At 44.2% G+C, this 24419-nt stretch carries 17 protein-coding genes and 1 pseudogene; 11 read left to right on the top strand and 7 right to left on the bottom strand.

Annotated elements, in window-relative coordinates:
* Nucleotides 1–152 precede the first annotated feature (152 nt).
* Entirely contained in the window at nt 153–629 is a 477-nt protein-coding gene (locus AC3CHU_RS16975) for a hypothetical protein (RefSeq protein WP_004729970.1), read from the bottom strand.
* A 612-nt stretch (nt 630–1241) separates the two neighbouring features.
* Here AC3CHU_RS16975 and AC3CHU_RS16970 point away from each other — a divergent pair.
* The 8 genes and pseudogenes from AC3CHU_RS16970 (at nt 1242) to AC3CHU_RS16935 (ending at nt 11790) form a co-directional block, all read left to right on the top strand.
* Nucleotides 1242–2450, top strand: coding sequence for a NupC/NupG family nucleoside CNT transporter (locus AC3CHU_RS16970; protein WP_004729974.1), 1209 nt, complete (start codon nt 1242–1244; stop codon nt 2448–2450).
* A 358-nt stretch (nt 2451–2808) separates the two neighbouring features.
* Nucleotides 2809–3078, top strand: a complete 270-nt coding sequence (locus tag AC3CHU_RS16965; RefSeq protein WP_065205837.1) for a hypothetical protein — start codon at nt 2809–2811, stop codon at nt 3076–3078.
* A gap of 114 nt (nt 3079–3192) precedes the next feature.
* Nucleotides 3193–4641 (top strand): TolC family protein, encoded by a 1449-nt coding sequence (locus AC3CHU_RS16960; RefSeq protein WP_488525999.1) that lies wholly within the window; start codon nt 3193–3195, stop codon nt 4639–4641.
* The gene (locus AC3CHU_RS16955) at nt 4638–5912 is read left to right on the top strand and encodes an efflux RND transporter periplasmic adaptor subunit (protein WP_488525998.1); all 1275 of its coding nucleotides are present in this window, start codon (nt 4638–4640) and stop codon (nt 5910–5912) included. The genes AC3CHU_RS16960 and AC3CHU_RS16955 overlap by 4 nt, the downstream gene beginning before the upstream one ends.
* Before the next feature lie 2 nt (nt 5913–5914).
* Nucleotides 5915–9058, top strand: coding sequence for an efflux RND transporter permease subunit (locus AC3CHU_RS16950; protein ID WP_488525997.1), 3144 nt, complete (start codon nt 5915–5917; stop codon nt 9056–9058).
* A gap of 154 nt (nt 9059–9212) precedes the next feature.
* Nucleotides 9213–9923 (top strand): response regulator transcription factor, encoded by a 711-nt coding sequence (locus AC3CHU_RS16945; RefSeq protein WP_065206266.1) that lies wholly within the window; start codon nt 9213–9215, stop codon nt 9921–9923.
* Nucleotides 9920–11173, top strand: a pseudogene (locus AC3CHU_RS16940) (sensor histidine kinase). The gene AC3CHU_RS16945 and the pseudogene AC3CHU_RS16940 overlap by 4 nt, the downstream one beginning before the upstream one ends.
* A complete protein-coding gene (locus tag AC3CHU_RS16935) occupies nt 11173–11790 on the top strand; it encodes a class I SAM-dependent methyltransferase (protein WP_488525996.1) in 618 nt (205 codons plus the stop codon). The pseudogene AC3CHU_RS16940 and the gene AC3CHU_RS16935 overlap by 1 nt, the downstream one beginning before the upstream one ends.
* 105 nt (nt 11791–11895) lie before the next feature.
* Here AC3CHU_RS16935 and AC3CHU_RS16930 read toward each other — a convergent pair whose 3' ends face one another.
* Complete coding sequence (locus AC3CHU_RS16930) at nt 11896–13044, bottom strand: DUF3541 domain-containing protein (protein ID WP_488525995.1); 1149 nt, start codon at nt 13042–13044, stop codon at nt 11896–11898.
* A 283-nt stretch (nt 13045–13327) separates the two neighbouring features.
* Between AC3CHU_RS16930 and AC3CHU_RS16925 the strand changes: the two genes are divergently transcribed.
* Nucleotides 13328–14683, top strand: coding sequence for a diguanylate cyclase (locus AC3CHU_RS16925; protein ID WP_488525994.1), 1356 nt, complete (start codon nt 13328–13330; stop codon nt 14681–14683).
* Between the two features lie 164 nt (nt 14684–14847).
* Nucleotides 14848–16443 (top strand): DEAD/DEAH box helicase, encoded by a 1596-nt coding sequence (locus tag AC3CHU_RS16920; RefSeq protein WP_488525993.1) that lies wholly within the window; start codon nt 14848–14850, stop codon nt 16441–16443.
* Nucleotides 16444–17003: 560 nt separating this feature from the next.
* Here AC3CHU_RS16920 and AC3CHU_RS16915 read toward each other — a convergent pair.
* Nucleotides 17004–18533, bottom strand: a complete 1530-nt coding sequence (locus tag AC3CHU_RS16915; RefSeq protein WP_017085410.1) for a DUF3612 domain-containing protein — start codon at nt 18531–18533, stop codon at nt 17004–17006.
* Between the two features lie 169 nt (nt 18534–18702).
* Between AC3CHU_RS16915 and AC3CHU_RS16910 the strand changes: the two genes are divergently transcribed.
* On the top strand, nt 18703–19299 hold the full coding sequence (locus AC3CHU_RS16910; RefSeq protein ID WP_054547138.1) for an aldolase/citrate lyase/malate synthase family protein: 597 nt from the start codon (nt 18703–18705) through the stop codon (nt 19297–19299).
* A 186-nt stretch (nt 19300–19485) separates the two neighbouring features.
* Here the strand turns inward: AC3CHU_RS16910 and AC3CHU_RS16905 are convergent, their stop codons facing one another.
* The 4 genes from AC3CHU_RS16905 to codB all read right to left on the bottom strand — a co-directional run bounded on the left by AC3CHU_RS16905 (nt 19486) and on the right by codB (nt 24002).
* Complete coding sequence (locus AC3CHU_RS16905; RefSeq protein WP_004730002.1) at nt 19486–20502, bottom strand: GGDEF domain-containing protein; 1017 nt, start codon at nt 20500–20502, stop codon at nt 19486–19488.
* A 401-nt stretch (nt 20503–20903) separates the two neighbouring features.
* Complete coding sequence (gene cspE / locus AC3CHU_RS16900) at nt 20904–21116, bottom strand: transcription antiterminator/RNA stability regulator CspE (RefSeq protein WP_004730009.1); 213 nt, start codon at nt 21114–21116, stop codon at nt 20904–20906.
* Between the two features lie 360 nt (nt 21117–21476).
* Nucleotides 21477–22754: a cytosine deaminase gene (locus AC3CHU_RS16895; RefSeq protein WP_488525992.1), complete on the bottom strand. Its 1278-nt coding sequence runs from the start codon at nt 22752–22754 to the stop codon at nt 21477–21479.
* 9 nt (nt 22755–22763) lie between these two features.
* Nucleotides 22764–24002, bottom strand: coding sequence for a cytosine permease (codB, locus tag AC3CHU_RS16890; protein WP_032545837.1), 1239 nt, complete (start codon nt 24000–24002; stop codon nt 22764–22766).
* Nucleotides 24003–24419: the final 417 nt, after the last annotated feature.

Here is a 24419-nt window from a genome sequence, read left to right as displayed (position 1 = left end):
CGTTAATTCGTGTTAAAGATCCAGAGTGAGACTTTGATCAAATTTAACTTTTCACTCGAATATGCAACGTATCTTATTGAGAAAGGCAGGAGTAAATGTATTTATTTTTCGGAAGGCAAATATTTAGAGGATCTGTGAAATAAAATAGATAACTAATCGTATCGACCGTAATCGGTAAGCATTTTCTTAAGCATGCTATTGACGTCTTTGGTCTTTTTATTTCTTTTTGTTAATTGACTAAGAGAGGTTGGCTTTGGAGCCTCAGTTTTATCATTCTCAACATCTTCGACCTTATCTTTCATTTTTTGTACGGCTGGTAATAACATTCGAATTTCTTCGTTATTAGTGTTGGTTAGTACCACAATATTTTCAGATTCAACTTGGGTAATGGTCAATATTCCATGTTTAACGGATTCAACCTTTTCACCAATCATAATTGATTCAGGTGCGACAGAGCGATCGGTTAACTGACCTGTACGTAATTTCGCCGCACTGATAGCGCGGATATTTCCGGTATTTTCAAACGCGACAATAACAGTATAGGTGTTATAATATTCAACTACTGTCACATAGCCATGTCTATTTGTTTTGAATTTAGCTCCATTGTTCATGTCGTGCGGAGCTTCCATTTTCTTCAAGTGTTTCCTCTCTTAGTCTCGATGGCTGTTATATATAATCAGCTCTATTAGTATTTTATAGATAATTATTTGGTGAGATCATACAAAGTATATACGCATCTAAACTTAAGATGAATCTTGAAGTATCGGGAAATGAGGCAGAGCACAGAAAAGTAGTAAGAATCACACAGAATTAACCGAGTGATTACGCTCGTACGTTTAAAGGCTTAACATTACAAATTCAACTTCATACAGGTTGTTTACAGTTTTTATGCATACAAAAGACGATAAACACTGCGTTTTGTTTAATCCTTGACCGCGCGATCGTTTGCGTCAAAAAATGTGATGAAAGTCTCACTTAACTGTTTATACTTCTTTTCCGGTTTTAAGCCGGTGCTTAGCCAATACAAGCCGTCACATGGATATGTGAATGACCCCACGGACCGGACCAGCTACGTTCCACTGCTTGTATAAGGTGATTTTTACATGAACAACTCGTTGTTACAGTCGCTAACGTTGTTAGCTCCTTCATCGCGTAGCGTTTTGCTTGCGGTTCTTTGTCCTATTCCTTTGATGTCATTCGTTTGGCTCATGTTCACTCTTTAAGGATTACTAGGACACATTATGAATATTCTATTTGGTCTTGTCGGTGTTATTGCACTGATTGCTTGCGCATGTCTGCTATCTGAGAGTCGCTCTTCTATTAACTGGAAAACGGTCTCTCGTGCACTATTACTTCAAATCGGCTTCGCTGCTTTGGTGTTGTATTTCCCTTGGGGACAACTGGCGTTAACAAGCCTAAGCAATGGCGTTTCGAGCTTGCTTGGTTTTGCAGACGTTGGTATCGCTTTCCTATTTGGTGATCTGGCTACTGAAGGTTTCATTTTCGCGATTCGCGTACTTCCAATCATTATCTTCTTCAGTGCTTTGATCTCTGCGCTCTATTACTTAGGCGTTATGCAGAAAGTGATTCAAGTTCTTGGTGGAGCCGTGCAAAAACTGCTGGGTACCAGTAAAGCTGAATCTCTAGTTGCAACAGGTAATATCTTCCTTTCTCAGGGTGAGTCTCCTCTTCTTATTCGTCCCTTTTTAAAGTCTATGACTCGTTCTGAACTGTTTGCTGTAATGGCGGGCGGCATGGCGTCAGTAGCCGGCAGTGTACTGGGTGGCTATGCAGGATTAGGTGTTGAACTTAAATACCTTATTGCAGCAAGCTTCATGGCGGCTCCGGGCAGCCTATTGATGGCGAAGATCATTGTTCCTGAGCGTAGTACTCCGAGTGACTACGACCACATTGAGCTAGATAAAGCTGACCAAAGCAACGTGATCGATGCATTGGCAAGTGGCGCAATGAACGGTATGAAGGTGGCGGTCGCTGTCGGCACTATGTTGGTTGCATTCGTGAGTGTGATTGCAATGGTCAACACGGGTTTAGAAAGTCTAGGCGAAATGTTCGGTTTTGCGGGCATTACCCTGCAAGCCATCTTCGGTTACCTATTCTCGCCTCTTGCATGGTTAATTGGTATCCCGAGTGATGAAGTATTAATGGCAGGTTCTTACATCGGTCAGAAGATCGTAATGAACGAGTTCGTTGCTTTCATCGACTTCGTTGAGAACAAAGCGCTGCTATCTGAACATAGCCAAGTCATTGTGACTTTTGCATTGTGTGGTTTTGCCAACATTGGTTCTATCGCGATTCAATTAGGTTCGATTGGTGTGATGGCACCAGAGCGTCGTGCAGAAGTGGCAAACTTAGGTTTGAAAGCAGTAGCGGCTGGTACGTTAGCTAACCTAATGAGTGCATGTTTAGCGGGTATCTTCATCCTGCTTTAAGCTAGATTAAGTTAAAGTAGCTAGATTCAATAAAAGCGCTTAAATTTAGTAAAAGCGGGTATCTTACTTACGGAGTTTACGTAAGAAGGGTGTCCGCTTTTTTGTGCCTGCTCGTTAGGTTGATTAAGGTTCTAGCCACCACTTCTCATTGTTCTGTAGTGTGTTAGGCTCACTCGGAAGAGTAATAGAGCAAGCTCCTTTTATCCGATATACTTGAATATCATTAGGTTGCGATTAATAGCATTCGACTTCGATTAAGAACATTCGACTTCGATTGAGAATATTCGGTTTCGACTAAGCACATCCGCTTTCGACTAAGAACAATGGCAACCAAGTCCAATAAATCAAAGGTCTCCCCATGAACATGCGCGTTCTCATCGGTCTTATCACTGCCTTTATCGGCTTGTTTGCGATGGTTTATCTTATTGCTGGTGGTACTCAGTTCCCTATCTCTCAGTGGCCGCAAGAGGCTTACCACGGTTTAGTCTTCAGCATCGTATGGGGCACTGGCGTCGCCGCATCGGTGGCGTACTTCTTCTCGGCATTGGTGTTTGTGACTATTGCAGTGGTCTGCTATGCGATTGGTTATAAGATCGGTGGGCTCTTTTCTAGTAAGTCAGAAGCATAAAACAGAAGTTTAAACGTACACTTTTTGCATTTTCTTTTAGGGTTAACGTTCGCCTTAACCCTCCCTTAACCTCCAGCTCGTTATCTTGCCTCCATTCTTACAGGAGACAAGAAGATGAAATTGAATCTTCCTTTAAAACATTCCCTTATTTCACTTGCTCTAATCGGGTTGATCGGTTGCACGACAACCAGTCAGGCTGACTATGTTTCGTTAGCAGAGCAAAGCACTAGCAAGACACAGCAAAGCTTGCTTTCAGAGCTGATCCAACAAACCTCTGAAGAACAGGCTTTGAACCAGCATGCTTCTAATGAACAAGAGTTAGATACAGAGAATCTACAACTCACCGATTTAGTGAATGCGCCGAAGCTCGATCTCTATATCGAGCGCGCTCTACAGAACAGTCCAAGCCTTCAACAAAGTATCACAGCACTCAAAATTGCCTATGCACAGCAAGGTGTGACGTCTGGCGACCGCTTACCAACCGTCGATGCGAGTTTTTCTGGTCAAGCTGACGAAGGCACTAACGGCTCAAGCACCACTGAAAGCTACACTACGGATGTCACGGTCGGTTGGGAGTTGGACTTATGGCAGAAATTAGCAGACACAAACAACGCCGCGTTAAAAGATATTGCGACGTCTCAGGCTAACCTTCAGGGCGCTCAAGATCTTTTGGTCGCGAGTGTTATGAGAGGTTGGCTTGATATCAGTTTGAAGCAGCAGCTTGTTGATATTGAAACGCAGCGCTTAGTGATCCTCGAAAACAACGAAGAGCTGGTTTTAGAACGTTATCGCACAGGGCTAGGTAGCCTTGAAGAGCTAGATAACGCCAAAACGAGCAGCGCATCGACTCAAGCAACTTTGGCCGATTACCAAGAGCAACTGGCACAAAGTCGACGCGCGTTAGTTTTGTTAACGGGGCAGTGGAGTGGGGAGTCTGAGGAGTTATCACTTGCGGATCTCGGTTCATTCCCAACCATCATTAACCCGCTAGACAACATGCCGACGCAAGATCTGGCAGGGCGTCCGGATCTTCAAGCGGCTTTCTTCAATATTGAAGCAGAAACACTACGTGCCGATGCCGCATACAAAGCGATGCTGCCGTCGATCAGCTTATCTGCAAGCCTAACCGATATGGCGGAATCTCCGAGCGAAGCGCTGCTTACCGGGCCTTTGTGGAGTGCGCTTGGCCAAGTATCGGCACCACTGTTTCAAGGTGGCAAGCTGAAAGCCCAAGCAGAGATTGCTGACTTAACCACAGAAACCAGTTACTGGGCTTACCAAGAAACATTGCTTAGTGCGGTAAATGAAGTGGAGAACGCGATGGGTCAAGAGTCGTCATTAACTCTTCAACAGCAACACCTAACGAATGCCTTGGTGAGCGCACAACGCAGCTTCACCAGCTATGAAGAGAAATACCGTCAGGGTTTGGTCGACATTTTTGATCTACTTACTGTTCAGCAACAAACCTACGACCTTGAAGCGCAGCTAACACAAACCATTTATAACCGTCTCGTAAACCGAATTGATTTAGGCCTAGCTCTGGGCTTGGGAGTATCTTCATGAAACTGAACACCATCACAATTGCCATCACTCTAGTGGCTGGTTCAAGCATCTTTGCTGCCCTTGCTTACAACGGTTCTCAAGTGGCTCCTGCTCCTCAAAAGGCCAATGAATTAGCGGTTTCCGAGCCTCAAGCTATGGTTGTTGACACTAAGTCTATTGAAACTAAGTTTGTTGACACTCAGTCTCTCGAAATGACGCCTGTTGAAACGACAATTTTGTCTGCATCGCAGCAGCAACAAGTGTCTGTAATACTCGCAACACTGGGTGATTACCAAGCGGAAGTGGTGGGATACGGAGAAGCGAAGTCGCGTTATGAGTTGATGTTTTCGACTGAAGTTAGCGGTCGAGTGGAAGCGATTAGTTCACAGTTCGAAACTGGACAAGTGATTAGCGAAGGTGACGTGATCGCTAATATCGATTCGACCAGTTACCTACAAGCAGTGACGCAAGCAAAGGCCAATGTTGCTCAAGCTCAACTGGATTTATTGGAAGAGCAAAGACAAGGCGAACAAGCTAAGTCTGAATGGCAACGCTCTGGTTTGTCCGGCGAGCCTGATTCGCCTTTGGTATTGCGTAAGCCCCAATTAGCACAAGTTACCGCAGCTCTAGAAAACGCCAAGTTAGAACTAGTTAAGGCTCAGCAAGACCTCGAAAAAACAACATTAGTTGCCCCTTTTGATTCGTTGGTTGTGAGCCGTGATGTTCAACCGGGAAGCTATGCACAAACGGGTACCCAAATAGCTACTTTATACAGTATCGATGAAGTTGAGGTTTCTGTGCCTCTGTCTGAAAGCCAATGGTTGAGCTTACCGAATAGCGATAACACGCAATTGAAAGTACAACCGTGGTCAGTAACGTTGTCGAGTTCTGATGGTCAATACCAATGGCAAGGTTATGTTGAACGAGTTGAGCAACATTTGCAGCAAGACACTCGTCAACGTTCGTTGATCGTGAAAGTCGATAATCCTTTGGAACAACAGAAAGATCTTTATCCGGGCACATTCGTTAAAGCAACGATCTCGGGTAAGCAATTAACTCAATTATGGGAACTTCCAGCTTCTGCACTTTCGCAGCAGGGTGACCTGTGGTTTGTGGATGACAACGGTCAGCTTTCTAAATCAAACGCGGATGTTGAGTTTGAAAAGGGCGGTTTGATTTACATCGATCCTACCAAACTGGGCGTGGAAATTGACGAGTGTGTTCAAGTGGTTAAGCGTCCGTTAAGCAGCTTTAAAGCAGGCATGGTCGTTCTGGCTAAGGCGGAGGGTTAATCATGTCAAACAAGCAGCATACAGGCGCTATTGCATGGTTTGCTAACAACTCTGTGGCAGCGAACTTATTGTTAGTGGGCGTGATCATTATTGGCGTGTTATCGCTTAACACGTTACGTAAAGAGGCCTTCCCAAGTCTTGAACCCGATGTTGTCACAGTTTCAGTGACTTATGACAGTGGTGACCCTGTTCAAGCGGAAGAAGGGTTAGCGATCAAGATCGAAGATGCGTTAGAAACTGTGCCGGGTATTAAGCGTATTACGTCGACTTCTGATGCGAACGGCAGCCACGTCTCGATTGAGAAAACGAGCACCTATGATCTTGATACTCTGTTAACCGACGTTAAAACTAAGGTTGATGCGATCAATAACCTGCCTGCGGGCGCTGACAATCCTGTGATTGATAAGGCTCGCATGCAAGACCACGCCTTATGGGTACAGCTTTATGGGGATGCAGACCGAGCAACGCTGCAGAGCTTAGCTGAGCAACTAAAGTCGGATTTACTGAGCCAATCGGCCATTCGTGACTTAGAGATTAAGGCTAAAGCCGATCCTATGATCTCGGTCGAGGTTGATGAGAATAAACTTCAAGCTTATGGATTAACCCTGACTGATGTTTCAGAAGCGATCAATGCGGAATCTTCTGCGGCTATTTCGACGAGCCTTCGCAATGGCGAGAAAACGGTTCGTTTGAAGGTGTCTGATCAGGCGTACGAGATCCAAGATTTCAACGCGATTCCGGTAATGACTACCACCGATGGTACGCAAATTACACTGGGTGACATTGCCAACGTTGAAGACATGTTTGCCGACGATACCTTCATGCTTTCTCGTTACAACCAACATAATGCAATGGCGATTCAGATCGTGATGGATGAATATGGAGATGTCGTCAGCATCGTTGAACAGGCTCAACAAGTGGTAGATCGCTGGGAAAACAGCAACATGCTGCCGAGCGATGTCGAAATCGAAACGTGGTACGACAAAAGTACCATGATCAAAGACCGTTTGAGCCTGTTGGTGAAGAACGCGTTAACGGGTATTGCTTTGGTGTTCATCGTGTTAGCGGTATTCCTTAATGTGCGTGTCGCTTTCTGGGTGGCTGCGGGCTTACCGTTCGTATTCTTTGGCACCATGTTCTTCATGACAGACACCTTTATGGGGTTAACCATCAATGAAATGACCACCTTTGGTTTCATTATGGCGCTCGGAATAGTCGTCGATGATGCCGTGGTGGTTGGGGAGAGTATCTACTCCACACGCAAAGAAGAAGGCGACTCGATCGGCAGTACTATTCGAGGCACTATGAAGGTGGCATCACCAACCATATTTGGTGTGCTAACGACGGTTGTTGCTTTCTTAGCACTGGCTAACGTTGAAGGTAAAATGGGTCAGATTTACGCTCAGTTCGGCACGGTCGTGACTATCTGTTTGTTGCTGTCTTTGGTTGAGTCTAAGTTCATCCTGCCATCGCACCTCGCGCACATTAATACCAAGCGCAGCGATAAAAAGGGGCTGTGGGCTCGTGTTCAACATGCTGCCGATACTGGACTCGGTTGGTTTAATAAGCGCATTTATTGCCCTGTGATTGAATGGGCGCTGAAGCTGCGTTATGCCGTGGTGATGGTTTTCTTGTCGCTACTAATCTTAGTGGCAGGGCTACCAATGACTGGGGCGGTACGTGTGGCATTCTTCCCTGATATGCCGGGCGACACCGTGACTGCTGACATGTCGATGCAAAACGACGCGAGCTTTGGTCAAACACAACAGAACTTGCTAGTGCTTGAAGCGGCGGCAACACAAACGGATGAAACTCTGAGAGCGCAATACGGTGTTCAAGATGAATCATCGGAACTGCTTAGCCTTCAGGTTATCGCCGATGCCGATGATTCTGGCCAAGTGAAAATTGAATTGGACAGCGACAGTGTTTACACATCGAACGAGTTTGCAGATGCTTGGCAAGAGACTGTGGGCCAAATGGAAGGGGTTAAGAAGCTCAAGATCTTGTCTAAAATGGAGATGGTCGACAACTTCAAAGTAGAATTAAAAGCGTGGAATGAAGAATCAGTTTCGGCGGCCGGCAATGAGTTCTTAACCAAGCTTCAAGCTATTGACGGTGTGAGTGGCATTGATCATAACTTGGATCTGGGTGAGCCTCAGTATCGTTTCGAATTAACACAACAAGGTCGTGCGTTAGGTTTTGATACGGCAAGTCTTTCACAGCAAGTATTACAGGCGTTTGGTGGTGACATCGTTCAGCAATTCCAACGTGGTAAAGATGAGGTGAAAGTTCGAGTTCGTTACCCAGAGTCGGATCGTCAAACCATTGCGGATATCAAGCAATCGAGCGTGAGAACCAACGACGGTACCGTGGTGCCTTTGAGTACGGTTGCTGAGGTGCATTCAGACTACCAAGTATCAGAGATCACACGCATTGATAGCCAACGTGCAGTGTACATCAGTGCAGTATTGGACAAAGAGGTGGTTGCGCCTGCTGAGCTTGTTCATCAGTTGCAAGACACATTCGTCCCGGATCTAGAAGCGCAATATCCAGGGTTAACGGTCGATTTTGCAGGCGAAACCGAAGAACAAGAAGAGACGGCCAGCTCAATGATGAGTATGTTTGTACTCGCGATGATTGCTATCTATACCTTACTTGCTATCCCATTGAAGTCTTACATTCAGCCTGTGATTATCATGACGGCGATTCCATTTGGTATTGTTGGGGCAATCTTAGGGCACTGGTGGAATGACTTAACAATCAGTATCCTATCGCTAAACGGTATTCTAGCGTTGAGTGGTGTGGTGGTGAATGACAGCTTGTTGTTGGTTTCTCGTTTCAATGAGCTAATCAAAGAGCAGGGCAAGTCGGTTCACGATGCGATTGTTGAAGCGTGTTCTGGTCGACTAAGAGCCGTGTTACTCACATCGGTCACCACGTTCGCAGGTTTGACGCCACTATTAAGTGAAACGTCTCTGCAGGCTCAATTCCTGATCCCTGCAGCGGCGGCACTAGGTTACGGCATTTTGTTTGCGACGTTTATTACGCTGATTCTGACGCCAGCATTACTAATGATTCAGTGTGAGATTAAGTCGCTGATTCTTAAAGTCACAAATCGAGTCAAAGGCGTTGAACAAACGGCTTAACCATGGCTAAGCTAATGATGATATTTAACGGGTGGATGCTGAGTTAGTCTCAGCAGCATCTGTTTAGGTTCATTAGCAGTCAGGCTCAATAGGCTAAGGCATTACAGAACTGCGCATTACTAGCCACAATATAACTAAAATAGAGGTCGCCATGATGGCAGAATCCGTCACTAATAAACTCACAGATAAGCTTCAATTGCTTTTGGTTGAAGACGACCTCGATTTGGCTACTGCTGTTATTGATTACCTCGATTTAGAAGACATCCAGTGTGATCATGCAGCAAATGGTTTAGCTGGACTCAATCTAATTGAAACTAATCGCTATGACGCAGTAATTCTCGATCTCAACTTACCTAAAATGAATGGCTTGCAGGTTTGTGAGAACTTGCGGGCACAGGGGATCGACACACCAGTATTGATGCTGACGGCGCGTGATACGCTTGATGATAAGCTGACAGGCTTTTCAAAAGGTGCCGATGACTACTTGATCAAACCATTTGCGATGGAAGAGTTGATTGTTCGAGCTCAAGTATTGGCAAAGCGGCGCAGTGGTCAGGTTAGCCGCTTATCGGTGAGTGATCTGGAGATCGACCTTAAACAGCATCAAGCTTATCGTGCGAACTCACCTCTAAAGCTTTCCCCAACTGCGCTCAAAATCTTAGAAGTTTTGATGCGATCTAGTCCTAATCCTGTTTCACGAGAGACGATCATGCAGGGCGTGTGGGGCGATGATCAACCAGACAGTAATAGCTTAAAAGTGCATATTTTCAATCTACGTAAACAAGTCGATGCTGAACAAGAGAACAAATTACTTCATACCATTGCGGGCAAAGGGTTTGCGATTAAGGAGCAACCAGAAGGATGAAGATTAGACCAAGCTTAAGAATCTATGTATTGCTGGCGATTCTGGTTACGGGCGTAACGACGATTCTGGTTCTATCAGCATTGAGTATAAATTACTTTATCTCAGGTATGGATGTCGCTATGCGTGGCTCTATGATTGCTCAAGCTCAGCAAGAGGTTGTGAAACTGGGCAAGCCTATGACCAATCAAGAGTTTACGGTTGCAACGCAATGGAGCGATTTACCACAAGGTATTCAAACTCATATTGAGCAGAGTAACGTTGAGTTAAATGTCATATAAAAAAAGGTTCTTGGTAAGTCAATCTTTGCACCGCCAAAAGAAGGTTACTTTGTTATGAAAGTGATGAAGGGAGCCGAAGTGCGTTACGTTTCTGCTGTGTTTAACCAAAAACAAGACCATTTCTTAGAAGACAAGGCACTGCCTCACTTTGTGACAATTTTCCTGACTGCGTTAGCCGCGATTGTCCTGTTTTTCGCGATTTTAGTTTTGATATTACGTAAAGTAGCATCGCCTGTTGAACAGTTAAAAACCTGGGCTAAGTCGTTAGACAAAGACAACCTCAATGAACCCACACCAGATTTTCACTTCAGTGAACTGAACACCTTGGCTAACATCATTCGTGATAGCTTGAGCTCTGTTCAAAACAGCTTAGAGCGGGAACAGAAGTTCTTGGGTTATGCGAGCCACGAATTACGTACCCCTATTGCTGTCACAAGAACCAACAGTGAACTGCTAGAGAAGCTGATTCAAAAGGGTAAGAGCCCAGAAAAGCAGCTTGAAGTGATAGACCGAATTAAGCGCGCGGGTTTCACTATGACAGACCTGACAGAAACTTTGTTGTGGCTCACCCGACAACAAGACAAAGACCTGCCTCTTGATAACATTCATCTTGGCGATATGTTGCAACAGATAAACCACGACTTAACCTACTTACTCAATGGGAAACCAGTTACGGTTAGCTTAGAGAGTGATGAATCACAATATCAGCTACCAGCCGGCCTAACACGCATTGTGTTGACCAATTTGATTCGGAACGCCTATCAGCACACAGGGAATGGCACTGTAGATATCGTCCAAAAGGGTTCAAGAGTCGTTATTGTTAATTGCAATACGGATGGCTCAATCGAAGATAATGAATTAGGTTTTGGCCTCGGCTTAGAGTTAACAGAAAGGCTACTCGCACAATATGATTGGCAATACCACAATCAAGAACAGGCTGGTGGTCGAAAAGTTCAGGTGGACTTTACGTAATGCACTGGCGTGATCGTTTTAAGGTGTATTGGTACCATCGAAAACAGACTAACCGCTCGAATGGTGACAAGGCTAAAGCTCTAGGTTGGACGAGCGAAGAGAGTCAATTGTGTCGCTTCGAAGTGATCGCTCGTTCGGCTGACTTCGAAAGGAAGAGTGTCTTAGATTTGGGTTGTGGCTATGGCGAGTTGTTTGAACTGCTCGACAGCATCTATCGAATTCAATCGTACACCGGCGTTGATCAACACGCAGACTTCCTAAAAAAGGCCAAGCAAAACTACACAGAACAACGCTGCCAGTTTTTATCGGGTGACATGAGTAAGATGAGCCTCGAAGCACACGATGTGGTTATCGCCAGTGGTTCGCTCAATTACAACTCACGCGATTCAGATTACCTTACTGATATGATCACTCGCATGTTTGATCTTGCGAATCATACGGTGATCTTCAATCTGTTGAACTCAAGTTATTATCCATCACGCAATACCTTGATGAGTTATCACCCTCAAGGCGTATATCGATTCTGTAAAACACTCTGTGACGATGTTTCCTTGATAGAAGGATATGCAGCAGGGGATTTTACGATAGTGATGAACAAAACCGTGTCAGGAGCATGATGTCATTTTTATCTTGATACGAGTACTGATGTAGCAAGCAGTAAAAAGCCGCAGACCTTGAGAGGTTTGCGGCTTTTTGGGTTTTATAGATGAACTCCAGAGTTTCTATTTACTCAATGGCTGGTTTTCAATTAGCCCATACGGAATCGTAGTAAACACCCTAGGGTTGCCTTTTAACGTCGGTGCTTCGTTCACTTGTTGCCAATCAAGTAACATGATCGCCAACACGTTGCGATGTTCGCCGTACTCAAGGTCGAAATCACCAGTGATAGAAGGGATCATGCCGTGTTCTTTGTCGATAGAAGCTTGGATAGCGAGTCGCGTTTTTTCGACTACAGGGTCATCTTCTAAGCCAGCTAATAAGAAGGTTAATCCAACCTCTGCAATCACATCTTCTTTAGCGCGCAGCAGAATGGTATCAATGTTCTCTCTGAAGTAATCGTAGATCCATTGGTGTTCTTGTTCGCTTACTTGATGTTGGTAATATTCTGAATCACCAAAGATCACATGTGTCATACCATAGATCTTATTGCCGTATTGCTGGCTTGATAGCTTTCTGTCTTGGGAATCTGGGTAGGCTTTTTTGAAAGTTTCGACAAACTCATCAACCACATCTTGCTCACCCAATTGGCGTAGCCAGTAAACTTGATTAGCGAGTTGGGCTGCCCACGCTTTCACCATATCTTCATTGGTCACGTATCGTGAAAAGTCGTAACGACGAATAATCTCACGAAGCTTGGTATCGTTCTTGTGCTCTAAACCGTATTCATTGGCTCGCGCCATAGAGCCGAGTAGGTCAACACCGAGATAAAGGTATTCAGGCATATGTTTAGTGATGTTGTAACGGCGTACACTGCGTTCATCGTTGTCGCCCACATACGAAGCTACGCGCTTTTCTGAGTAGAGTACGATTTGTTCCATGGTTTGAACGTCATTCGACAGGCCGCTAAGCTTACTAGCAACACGTGCCATGTCGCTCCATACGGCGGCGGAATACTTATCGTCTAATGTTTGTCGATACATACGTAAACCATAGTGACCCTCTTTAAATGCAGCCAGAGTGTAAAGTTGGCTTTCGTAGGTTGTGCGTATCAGATCAGCAGACTGTTTAAAAGATTGTTCTTGAGAGTTAAGAGAATCTGCTTGGATTTGAATACTCGTTACATTTGTCGCCAGAGCGTTCTCTTGTGCGTGAACAGCGACCGTAACTGAGGCCGATAATAATGTGCACAGTGTAATCGTTTTTAGCTTCATGTCGTGAGGTACCAAGCTGATTAATAGTCTATGTAAAATAACATCGATGAATCCTTTAATGTAAGGTTTGAGTCAATACAATGTAAGCTTTATAAGGTTCACTAACCCTTTTTGATTAAGCAATTAGTATAACCAACAGACCTGAAGTGATGAATGGCACAATATTTGATAGATAGTAGACGTTAGTATAGATTTTTAGTGACTTAGCGGCATACTGGAGCAATAAGCCAGAAATGAGCCGTTATAAGGCAGTATATAGAACAAAAGTGTTAGAGGTTCGTAAATGCCAAGTGGTTCTAGCAAGCAGTGGTCTGCCAAAGTAGTATCTTTTCTTTTTTTCCTAGCGATAGTAGGCGCGATTGAGTTCTTTCACGCCAAGCAATTAACTTTTCTTAAGAATGAATCGTATTCTGAGGGGAAAAAACAATTATCCATTATTCGTTCTCGGATCGAAGCCGCGATCGTGTCTGATATGTATATCCTCAACAATTTCTCTACCTTAGTGACCATCAACCCTGATAGTGAGGTGAAGAATTGGGACAAGATTGCTGAGAATATCATTCAAGATGGCTTCCATATTCGACTTATCGCACTGGCCAAAGACGATATTCTAAACTTTGTTTACCCAATGGAAGGCAATGAGCAGATTCTTGGTATTAATTATCGCGATTATCCAAACCAATGGGAGTCTGTTGAGATAGCCCGTAATCTCGGTAACACTGTTATTGCTGGGCCTTTTGAATTGTTTCAAGGTGGTCAAGCCCTCATTACGCGAACTCCGATCTTTCGAGACCCACCTTTTAATCAAGACTATTGGGGTGTATCCAGTGCTGTTATTGGCTTAGATGAGCTGTTTGACGATGTCGGAATTGGGAAAATCGAGAACAAGTACGAACTCGCGATTCGCGGTGCCAACAGTTCGGGTAAAGATGGCCCTGTCTTTTATGGCACCCAGGATGTGTTCGATAATGCGTTTGCCTCCGAGCAGGTGAGCTTTCCTTACGGTGGTTGGTACCTTGCTCTCTCCGGTAATGAGCATGTATTGATGGACGTGCCTTGGTATCGAGTTCAAGCGGTAAGGCTGGTGGGTTACACCATAATGTTAGTACTAGCGATTGCCTTTATTACTATTTATCGCCTGTATCTAATTGCTGATAGCCGTTCTATGCATGATGAGCTTACGATGTTACCGAATCGTCGATACTTCATGTACAGCCTCAAGCAGGCATTTAAAACCACTCAAAAGCAGAGAGCGAGAACCTTTGCCGTTGTGAATATCGATCTCGATGGTTTTAAAGCGATCAACGACACGTTTGGTCATGCAGCTGGCGATCAGGTGTTAGTTGAATGTGCCAAGCGTATAAAGAGTGAGTTGCGCGGTTCAGACATCGTGGCAAGGATAGGGGGGGATGAGTTCTTAGTCTTATTGCCACGCATCATCGATGATCAACATGTATCGTCGATTGTGGCTAAACTTCGTAAGGTGATATGTACGACACCAGTGGTCTACGAGACGTACTCAATTTATCTTCGAATTAGTGTCGGTTGGGTTATTCATAACAATACCTACGATGATGTCGATGCACTCTTGAAAGCGGCTGATGAAAAAATGTACGAACAAAAGCGACAAGTTATGTAGGTTGAATTGGAGCTGTGATTAGAATTTAGTTGCTGAATGTGGGGAAAAGCCTCAGAATACCGCGCTTTGCTCCTTATCAATCCAATTGATGAGCGAAAGCTGTAGCAACGACTTCTTTCTGCGCGTTGCTCATACTAAATGTTATTCAACTGAGAAAATAATCTATGAGTTTTACCTCCCTGGGCCTTTCTGAACCGATCCTTAAAGCTATTGAAGCACAAGGTTACGATAAGCCATCACCAATACAAGAGAAAGCCGTACCTGCTGTCCTAACGGGCAAAGATGTTATGGCCGCTGCTCAAACAGGTACAGGTAAAACTGCAGGCTTCACGCTACCTATTCTTGAAATGCTGTCAAAAGGCCCTCGCGTACGTCAGAACCAGGTACGTGCGCTAGTGCTAACACCAACCCGTGAGCTTGCTGCGCAAGTGAATGGCAGCGTAGTGAAGTATGGTATTAACTTACCTCTTACTTCTACGGTGGTGTTTGGTGGTGTGAAAATTAACCCTCAGATGCAAAAATTGCGTAAAGGTAGTGATGTACTGGTAGCAACACCGGGTCGTCTACTTGACCTATACAACCAAAATGCTGTGCGTTTTGATCAACTAGAAATTCTAGTGCTAGATGAAGCTGACCGCATGCTAGACATGGGCTTCATTCGCGATATCCGTAAGATCTTGGCTTTTCTACCTAAGAAGCGCCAAAACCTACTGTTCTCAGCGACGTTCTCTGATGATATTCGTGGCTTGGCGAAAGGTTTAGTTAACAACCCAGTTGAAATCTCGGTAAGCCCTGCGAACTCAACAGCACCAACCGTTGAGCAAAGCATCTACCCAGTAGATAAAAAGAAAAAAAGCGCAATGCTAGCAAAGCTCATCAAAGATAATGATTGGCGACAAGTGCTTGTGTTTAGCAAAACGAAACATGGCGCAAACAAGCTTTCACACTTCCTTGACGAGCAAGGCATCTCAGCGGCTCCTATTCATGGTAACAAGAGCCAAGGCGCGCGTACGAAAGCCCTAGAGAACTTCAAAACGGGTAAAGTCCGAGTATTAGTGGCGACAGATATTGCAGCGCGTGGTATCGATATTCCGCAACTGCCTCAAGTAGTGAATTTCGACCTTCCAAACGTATCAGAAGATTACGTTCACCGTATTGGTCGTACTGGCCGTGCTGGTGAAGTGGGTAAGGCAATTTCATTGGTTTGTGCTGATGAAGTGGGTGAACTGTTTGGTATCGAGCGCCTTATTCAGCAAGTGCTTGAGCGCCGTGAACTTGAAGGTTTTGCACCTGTAAACAAACTGCCTGAATCTCGTTTGGATTCGCGTCCGATTAAGCCTAAGAAGCCGAAAAAGACACGTGAACACTCTGATGGTCAACGTTCTGGTGAGAATGCTCGCGGGCACAAACCAGCAGGTAAGAACAAGCGTCATGTCTCTGGTTCAGGTTCTGCTCCTAAGCGTAAGCCTAATGCGAACAAGCCTAATTCAGGCAACAAAGCTTCTGACAGCAACTCAACAGTTGCGGGTGATGATAAATCTTTAAGAAATAATGGCAGTAACTATAAGCGTGGTAATGCGGCAAACAAGCCTTCTACGAATAGTTCTGGTAAGCCAGCTGGTGCAGGTAAACCTAAGAAGTCTGGTTTCGGTGGCGGCAATGGCTCGAGCAAACCATCGAACAAATCAGCAGGTAATAAGCCTACAGGTAACAAGCCTTCACCATCTAGAAGCCGTTCTAAGTCTGCACCTCAGAAATAGTAGCTCTTTGGTAGAGCGAAAGGTTGATAAGGTAGCTTTGTAGCGTTTCAGTAACGAGAATTACTTTTTTAAAAGGTTCTCGTTTATTAGCGTAGCGAATTTCTGCAATTTAACTCGAATAAGCGCGAATATTGAATTTCAATGTTCGCGTTTTTTTATGGGTATTATTTTGCGAATTAGAAGTGATTTCTTGGCCGTAAAAACGACTGAATCAAAAAGAAATACGCTATTGAGAGGAAAGGTAATGATTCGTTAATGATTTATTAATAACAACATAATCACTAGCGTTTTTGTGGATCTTTGCAATTTGCAATTCCAGTTTGCAAAACAAGCAGGGATTTACGGCCAATACGTGTTCAGATGCTTAGTAAATACGTGTTTTAAAAGTTGGCACGTATGCTGCATTAGTAATGGTGACCCTTCTTAAGCCGAGGGTCACCTAGCCAACTGACGTTGTTAGTGAACCCATATTGTTCACACAAAATATATGACCAATCACCTTTATTGTGGTTGGTTTTTTTTTGCCTGAATTTTGAGTTCTACTTGTTGGTTTTACTTTTTTACTCACCACACTTCGAGTAACAGCTTGGTTGGCGAGGGCACTCTCCACCTCTGGAGCAGATAAGCCTAGCCTCTGTCTCAATCCCACGTTCAATCCAATTTATATTTAGAATCTTGGCTATTGTCGTGAGATCTTTCTTGATGTTACGCGGGATTACCACAGAGCCACCATTGTTGACGCATGACGCCTTAAGCTGCTCTGCTATATCTCTTGAATTACCGCCTTGAGCATCAATCGCTGGGTTTAAGTCTATACCAGCACACAACACGCGATTGTTACCCGCAGGATCCGTCATATTGATGGATTCACAGCAATAGATTCTTGGCTCATCTCCCACATTTAAAATGGAGATCTGAGCTGAGCTACCTGCCCGAGGTTCTGACAATCGACGGAATACAGCCCAATGTTGACATGGGTCAGCGACCGTTCTCATATTCCCCCAAGGCAGTGGAATCCCGTTCCCGCGGTATACCGCCTTGAGTTTCCCCGGCCCATAAGCATCAAAGTAGTGCCAGTGAGGGTAGGGCGATACTACCGTCATTCTACGCATCGCAACAGAGGGGGAAACCCCCGCTCTCTTATGAACGTCTATTTCGTAACCTGTGCGGTCAAGCAGCTGTCTAAACGGGACTTTCGGGCACAGAAGTGCTCCTGCAAAGAAGCTGGATTCAAAGTCTCGCCACGCTTGCAGAATGTCTTGAGAGTTCAGCTGTGAAGAGCCTGAAACCTGGTTGTCATCCCATGTGTTGTTGTTACCGACCGACAACACACTCTTTAATCCTTCTTTGCTATGCAGAATGCAATGGCCGATATAAACCGAGAGATCGTATTTCAGACGAGTGGGGTACTCTTTGAGAATTTCGTTTAAAAAGATCGTACCGGGAGGCTCAAAGAATGAAGTAACCAGTTGCTTGGCATTAATTCCTAGCTCGTCAACCACGTCTTGCGGCGTGCGCGTAACCCAGCGGATATTAATACCAAGGGTTCTAGCGATGTCTATAAGGTCTTCTACGCTGAGGTTAAGACGTTTTAGGCCAACCTCCTCTGCGGCGCGCTCAAGGTCAGGGAAGTGGTTCTGGTTGCTTTCTTGGTGTGCCCTAATCAAGAGGTGCGCAAACTGACGGCCAGAGATCCCCGTTTGTGACAGCATCTCAGGAATCGCAATCTGCAGGATGTCGTTGGAGAAAAGAAAGCTAGGCTCGAGTGCCATGCCACTTATTCCACCACGATTCCCTTTGTCAGGTGCAATGGCTTGTTGTTCTGATTCGTCGTCGAGGAACCACGTTGGGGTCTTCTGAAAAACCTGCGCAATCACTTCCAGCATGTCGATGCTTGGCACACGCTTTCCACGTTCAATCATTGAAAGGTAAGAAACGGAAGGTGCGTATTCTGGGTTGATTCGAATACAACGCGCAGACAGATCTTCCATCGTTAAATGGTTACGTTTTCTTAGGTTACGTATTTTCGTACCTAGGAAATGAGACTGACGAACTAAACTTTTTGACAAGGCCATATTTGTAAAATTCACATTGTAAAATTTTTGTTGTGAAATTGTATGTAAAAAAGCGCTAATCTACAAACTAAGCAATTCACAAAATGACAAATAAGTTAAACGTTAGTTTGGAATAATTGCTCTAGGACACATTTTTGCTGTAGAAATCGGTGGTTATCACCGGGCTAGTCAAGAGGGAAAGACTATGAATATGCTTACATTCGATAAAACAGAAATCCAAAAACAATCAAAACCATTTATCGCTGAAGCTGTCTTTGCCGTGGAGACAATCAGTGCCAACCAGCAAACAGAGAAGCAAGTGAAAGCAAAACAGCTGCTTGATCGACTGTTCCCACTAGAGAATGGTTCACATCAAGACGTAACCAGCTACGTAGTTGATTACCGCCATATCATGGCTTACTTTAAAGATGGTCAGCACAGCGGCCTAAAGCACCCTAAACAGTTTGTAGCGTACATGGGTGAGAAGAATGACCCAGACTCTATCTTGTTCCGAGATGGCAGTGGCAGTCACTTAGAAGTGATGTTTGGATGTCATAAAGGGACAGGGTGTATTGAATTGGTAGAGATCGATGATATTCAGTTAGAATCATGCACCACGTTCGGTCAATCGCCAGTAGAAGCAACCACCACAATGCGCGAAGAGACCATTGCAGCAATGCGCCACTGGATCAGCTTGATTCAAGGTGATGCAAAGGGCAAACCAAAGGCATGCAGCGAAGATAAAGAGTTCAGAGCAAAGAGTGGTGAAGATTACTGCCTGAATTATTGTTACCAGCTTTAGTCGTATGAAATAAGGTTTGGAACGCTGGAGGGTTTGACCCCAGTAAGTACTAAGCCGATACACATAGCCAACGAAAAAGCCCCAAAGATTAATGTACTAGTTAGTCTTTGGGGCTTTTTGTTGTTTTTTAAATGTGTATCAATTCGCGTTCACGGGTTCTCATTGAGCAGAACCAGCGGTGAAACCTTAAAGAGGCATGACTCGGTTGCGGCCAAGTGATTTCGCTTCGTAAAGTAACTTATCAGCTCGTTCGATCAGTGATTGCGCCGACTCACCGGGCTCAAGTTCAGCGACACCAAACGATGCGGTGATACTACCGACTTGTTGACCACTGCGACGATCTTTAATAGACAGCTTTTCTAGAGAGCGTCGATTAGTATCAGCGAGCTGACGAGCAATACGCAAAGACTTGTTTGGCACGATGAGTGCGAACTCTTCACCACCAAATCGATACGCAGAAATACCCTCACGGCAACTTAACTTCAGCTTGCGAGCTATCCCTTTAAGAACCATATCGCCAAACAAGTGGCCATAGGTGTCATTGAAATTTTTAAAATGATCGATGTCGAGAAGAATCAAACACAAAGATTCTTTTGCTTCACACAAGGTTTCTATATCACGGTCGAAAGAGCGACGGTTATAGAGTGTCGTTGTACTGTCAAAGAGCGCATCTTTCTGCACTTCTACAAGTTGGGTTTTAAGCTTGGAAATTTCTGATGTAGCAGAGTGCAGCTGAGAATTTAGAAACTGAGTAGAGTGACGAATATGACGAGACTCAGAAACCAACTGACGAACCAATGACATGACTTCGTCGATCGATAAACTTTCATTATCAACACGAGCCAAATCCTCGAAGCTTTGATCGATCATGTCGGAGAAAGCGGAGGTATCGGTGAGAGTATCATTCATTGAATTCGAAACTTCAGAAACTAACAGTTCTAGGTTAGCGCGAAGATCGTTGATATTGGTTTCAGATTTGCTCGCAACGTAATTGTTGTAAAGCTGCTCACCAACGGCTGGAGGACAAATGCCGTAGTGTTCTAAAACACCATCCATGTCTTTAGTTAACTGTGGGATAGCATTATCGACATAGGTGTACCAAAGTGCGTAATTTGCAGGTGTGGTAGACACTCTGTTCTTCATCATAAGAGGTACCGCTTTTTTTAGATTAGCGGTGGATTTCTGGAATTCGTCTTTTTTCATTATTTTTACTGCAGATACCAAACTAACTCAAGCCACTTGTGGACAAGGTTAGCGGATTTCGCAGGTCTTTGCTTTAAAAATTATATGATTAATCGATGAGGATTGGATAAATAACTCATTTTTATTATGAATATCGATTGCGTATTCATAAATGGTGTCTAATGGATTGTTCTTTAACCATATTTTTGGTTATTCATTATGGAACATAGGTTAAGTTTTTTATTAAAACCTTAGTCTGGGAGAGAACTGTGATTTCAGAATCGATTGGAGAAGTAACTCGATTGAAGAAGTAACGCAGAAATTTGAATCGAGAGAGGGAAAGGATGAAAATATTTATGAGCAGATACAAAAAAGCGCCGATAAAAATCAGCGCTTTAAAATTCTTTTTAGCTAAAAGCTAATTATTGAGCAACAACGTTTGCTGCTTGTAGGCCTTTTTGACCGTTTTCAACTTCGAAAGAAACCTTTTGGCCTTCTTTCAGAGTTTTGAAACCTTCTGAAGCGATTGCACGGAAGTGTACGAATACGTCAGCACCGCCGTTGTCTTGAGAAATGAAACCGAAACCTTTCTCTTCGTTAAACCATTTTACAGTGCCAGTATTTGTGTTAGACATAATTTGTCCCTTATTCATAAATTTTCTAAATTGTTGATTGCATTACTGCAATGCGCTGATAATTGAATTATTTAATGTTGCTAAGAAATAAGGAAAAACTACTTACAAAAACGGGTAACGATTTTACATGTCATTTTTTACTATTCATCTAACTTAAATAACTCCGGCTAACAGAGCGAGTGCATGTTAACACAGTCTTTCCGGTTGTACACTCATTGATTGAGAAATCAGCGAGTTTTTTTGTCATGTTGTGCTCGTTAACAAAACCACCTGAAATAGCTGATGGTTTTATAAAATTACACGCCGTGACAAAGTAAAAAGGACGCCTAAGCCTCCTTTTCATCATTAGTATAGACGATATTATCGTTTGAAGTTGATATCTTCAGTTTTATCTAAATTAATTTTTGTTTTCGCTGGTTGAGTCTCTGCGATTACCTTGCCGTGGCGAATTGAGTACTGCACTGGTACTTGGCGGCGCACGGCATCAAAGCCATCGTCAGCAGGAAGAATTAGCAGGCTTCCTGGCTTACCTTCTTCAATACCGTAGTTGTCTTGGATGTTCAATGTACGAGCTGAGTTCTTGCTGATTAAATCAAGAGAGGTGTTAATTTGGTCGTAGCCCATAACTTGTGTTACGTGCAGTCCCATGTGCAGAACTTGAAGCATATTCGCTGTACCCAGCGGGTACCATGGGTCAAACACATCATCATGGCCGAAACACACATTGATATTAGCCGCTAGCATCTCTTTAACACGAGTCACACCACGACGTTTCGGGTAGTCGTCGAAACGGCCTTGTAAGTGGATGTTCACTAACGGGTTTGCCACGAAGTTAATGCTAGACATCTTTAATAGACGGAATAGGCGAGATGCGTAAGCACCATTGTAAGAACCCATTGCTGTAGTATGGCTTGCCGTTACCTTTTCACCCATGTCGAATTTGTGCGCAAGGGCTGCCAGTGTTTCAACGAAGCGAGATTGCTCGTCATCGATTTCATCACAGTGAACGTCGATCAGACAGTCGTACTTGCGAGCAAGCTCAAACGCATAGTGCAGAGATTCAATACCGTACTCACGAGTGAATTCGAAGTGAGGGATAGCACCAATAACGTCAGCACCAATTTTCACGGCTTCTTCAAGCAACTCTTTGCCGTTAGGGTATGAAAGAATACCTTCCTGAGGGAATGCAACGATCTGGATGTCGACCCACTCTTTCATCTCTTCACGAACTTCAACCATCGCGCGTAACGCAACTAACGTTGGATCAGATACGTCAACGTGAGTACGCACGTGTTGAACACCGTTAGCAATCTGCCATTTCAGAGTTTGTTTCGCACGAGACTTTACGTCTTCGATTGATAACAATTCTTTACGCTCAGCCCAACGCTCAATACCTTCAAACAAAGTACCAGAGATGTTCCAGTTAGGTTCTCCAGCCGTTTGCGTCGTATCTAGGTGAATATGCGGTTCACAGAAAGGAGAAACTGCAATGCCACCTTCAGCATCAAGGATGTCACCTTGATGATTGATTGGTGCGTCATTATCGAGAATGCGAGAAAATTGACCATTTTCAATCAGGATTTGTTTCAAGCCGTCTTGGTCTTGAAGCTTCGCGTTCTTGATTAATAAGGTTGTCATAGTGTGTCCTTAAGCGGCCTGAGATTTCAGAGCGTTTTTATTCAATAGAGGGTTAAGCACGAGGTAACTGATTGCACCACCAAACACGGCATTCAAAGGAACGATGCCAGGAAGGAAGTGACCGGCGGCTACGCCTGTTGCTACCGCGATAATGCCAGCCCAGTTAACGGTTTGGAACTCTGCTTTTGCAAAATCTTTGTAACGTTTACGGTTCGCAAAGAAGTCGGCGATGATTACGCCACCAATGGGTGGAATTGCCAGCGAAAGGAAGGTTAACCAGCCGACGAAGTTGTTGTACAACCAAAGCGCGAAAATCGTACCTACGATACCGTTAATGATAGACATTGTAGTACTTGAGCGACCAGTGATGTTGGATAAACCAAGACCTGACGCATAAAGTGCGTTTTCATTGGTTGTCCAGATATTCAAGCCAAGAACGATGATCGCTGGAAGAAGTAGTCCTTGCGCAATCATCACATCTGAAATGTCAGAGAGACCCGTCGCTGCTGCACCTGCCGCGCCAAAAATAAACATCAGTGAGTTACCGATGAAGAATGCGACCATGGTAATTAACACTGCGCTCGCTGGCTTTTTACCAAAGCGAACGAAATCGGCAGTTAACGTACCTGCACTCACGAATGAACCGACAACCATTGCTAACGCCATTGAGAAGTCCATTGGTGTTTCCGGCTCAATCAGTTGTAGCTGTTCTAGCCCGCCAACACTGTCTACCGCAGTCAGTACTGAGTAACCACCCAGAATTGCAATTGCAGGAACCGCAATCGCTGAAAGCACCATGAGTGCTTTAATACCGAAGTACACCGTACCCGTCATCAACAAGCCTGATACAACAATCAAGGTGTTGGTATCAATGCCCGTGGCTTTCTGAACTGGAATGGCAAACATGGCAACGCCCACACCAAACCAACCGACTTGTGTACCACCAAGTAAAGCAGAAGGAAGCCATGAGCCTTTAGTACCGAAAGAGAAACGAGCAAGGAGGTGAGTCGAGAGGCCAGTAGATGAGCCGATGTAGCCAAGAAAAGAAGTGTAAATACCGAGAATTAGGTTACCGATGAGTACGGCGAGGAAGAAATCGTTGAATGAAAGACCTGTCCCGAGTGAACCACCTGTCCACATACTTGCAGAGAAGAAAGTGAGTCCAAGCATTACCATGGTGAGTGAAGCGACTCCTTTCCTAGCCGATGTAGGAACCGGCCCAAGACTGTAGTTATTATCAGCAGCCATTTTTTACCTCCGCAAATGATCAAAATTAAATTTAACGGTCGCCGTATCGCAGGCAAACGTGCGCATTATGGTGATATAAATCACGTAGTCAATGCTAATTTTGTCAATAAAGGCGGCATGGCATCAGTTGTTTAACTAAAAGCAATATAAAACATAAGGTTATGTTTTATGTTTTTTTAATTAAAATAAATAGAAAACGTTTTCTATAACGCATCAGATATCTGTTGTTCATGGTTGGCTATGAATGTTAGCTATTATATTTATGAATGGGTGTCTGTATATTGAGCGAGTGATGTTTCTTAAATGACAGGCAAAAAAATGGCCAATCGCAATATTCGCAATTGGCCTATATATATCGTGAACAACAAAGGTTCACTAACAACGTCAGTTGGCTAGGTGACCCTCGGCTTAAGAAGG

The organism is Vibrio sp. QJM3NY_39 (assembly GCF_057785895.1).
This window is presented reverse-complemented; position numbering and strand designations above follow the sequence as displayed.

Excerpts from the sequence above, each read along its gene's own strand:
- AC3CHU_RS16970 (WP_004729974.1), top strand. The coding sequence starts at position 1,242 with ATGAATATTCTATTTGGTCTTGTCGGTGTTATTGCACTGATTGCTTGC.
- AC3CHU_RS16905 (WP_004730002.1), bottom strand. The coding sequence starts at position 20,502 with ATGAAAAAAGACGAATTCCAGAAATCCACCGCTAATCTAAAAAAAGCG.
- AC3CHU_RS16935 (WP_488525996.1), top strand. The coding sequence starts at position 11,173 with ATGCACTGGCGTGATCGTTTTAAGGTGTATTGGTACCATCGAAAACAG.
- AC3CHU_RS16895 (WP_488525992.1), bottom strand. The coding sequence starts at position 22,754 with ATGACAACCTTATTAATCAAGAACGCGAAGCTTCAAGACCAAGACGGC.
- AC3CHU_RS16975 (WP_004729970.1), bottom strand. The coding sequence starts at position 629 with ATGGAAGCTCCGCACGACATGAACAATGGAGCTAAATTCAAAACAAAT.
- AC3CHU_RS16955 (WP_488525998.1), top strand. The coding sequence starts at position 4,638 with ATGAAACTGAACACCATCACAATTGCCATCACTCTAGTGGCTGGTTCA.
- AC3CHU_RS16925 (WP_488525994.1), top strand. The coding sequence starts at position 13,328 with ATGCCAAGTGGTTCTAGCAAGCAGTGGTCTGCCAAAGTAGTATCTTTT.
- AC3CHU_RS16930 (WP_488525995.1), bottom strand. The coding sequence starts at position 13,044 with ATGAAGCTAAAAACGATTACACTGTGCACATTATTATCGGCCTCAGTT.
- AC3CHU_RS16910 (WP_054547138.1), top strand. The coding sequence starts at position 18,703 with ATGAATATGCTTACATTCGATAAAACAGAAATCCAAAAACAATCAAAA.
- AC3CHU_RS16965 (WP_065205837.1), top strand. The coding sequence starts at position 2,809 with ATGAACATGCGCGTTCTCATCGGTCTTATCACTGCCTTTATCGGCTTG.
- AC3CHU_RS16945 (WP_065206266.1), top strand. The coding sequence starts at position 9,213 with ATGGCAGAATCCGTCACTAATAAACTCACAGATAAGCTTCAATTGCTT.
- AC3CHU_RS16920 (WP_488525993.1), top strand. The coding sequence starts at position 14,848 with ATGAGTTTTACCTCCCTGGGCCTTTCTGAACCGATCCTTAAAGCTATT.
- AC3CHU_RS16960 (WP_488525999.1), top strand. The coding sequence starts at position 3,193 with ATGAAATTGAATCTTCCTTTAAAACATTCCCTTATTTCACTTGCTCTA.
- AC3CHU_RS16950 (WP_488525997.1), top strand. The coding sequence starts at position 5,915 with ATGTCAAACAAGCAGCATACAGGCGCTATTGCATGGTTTGCTAACAAC.
- cspE (WP_004730009.1), bottom strand. The coding sequence starts at position 21,116 with ATGTCTAACACAAATACTGGCACTGTAAAATGGTTTAACGAAGAGAAA.
- codB (WP_032545837.1), bottom strand. The coding sequence starts at position 24,002 with ATGGCTGCTGATAATAACTACAGTCTTGGGCCGGTTCCTACATCGGCT.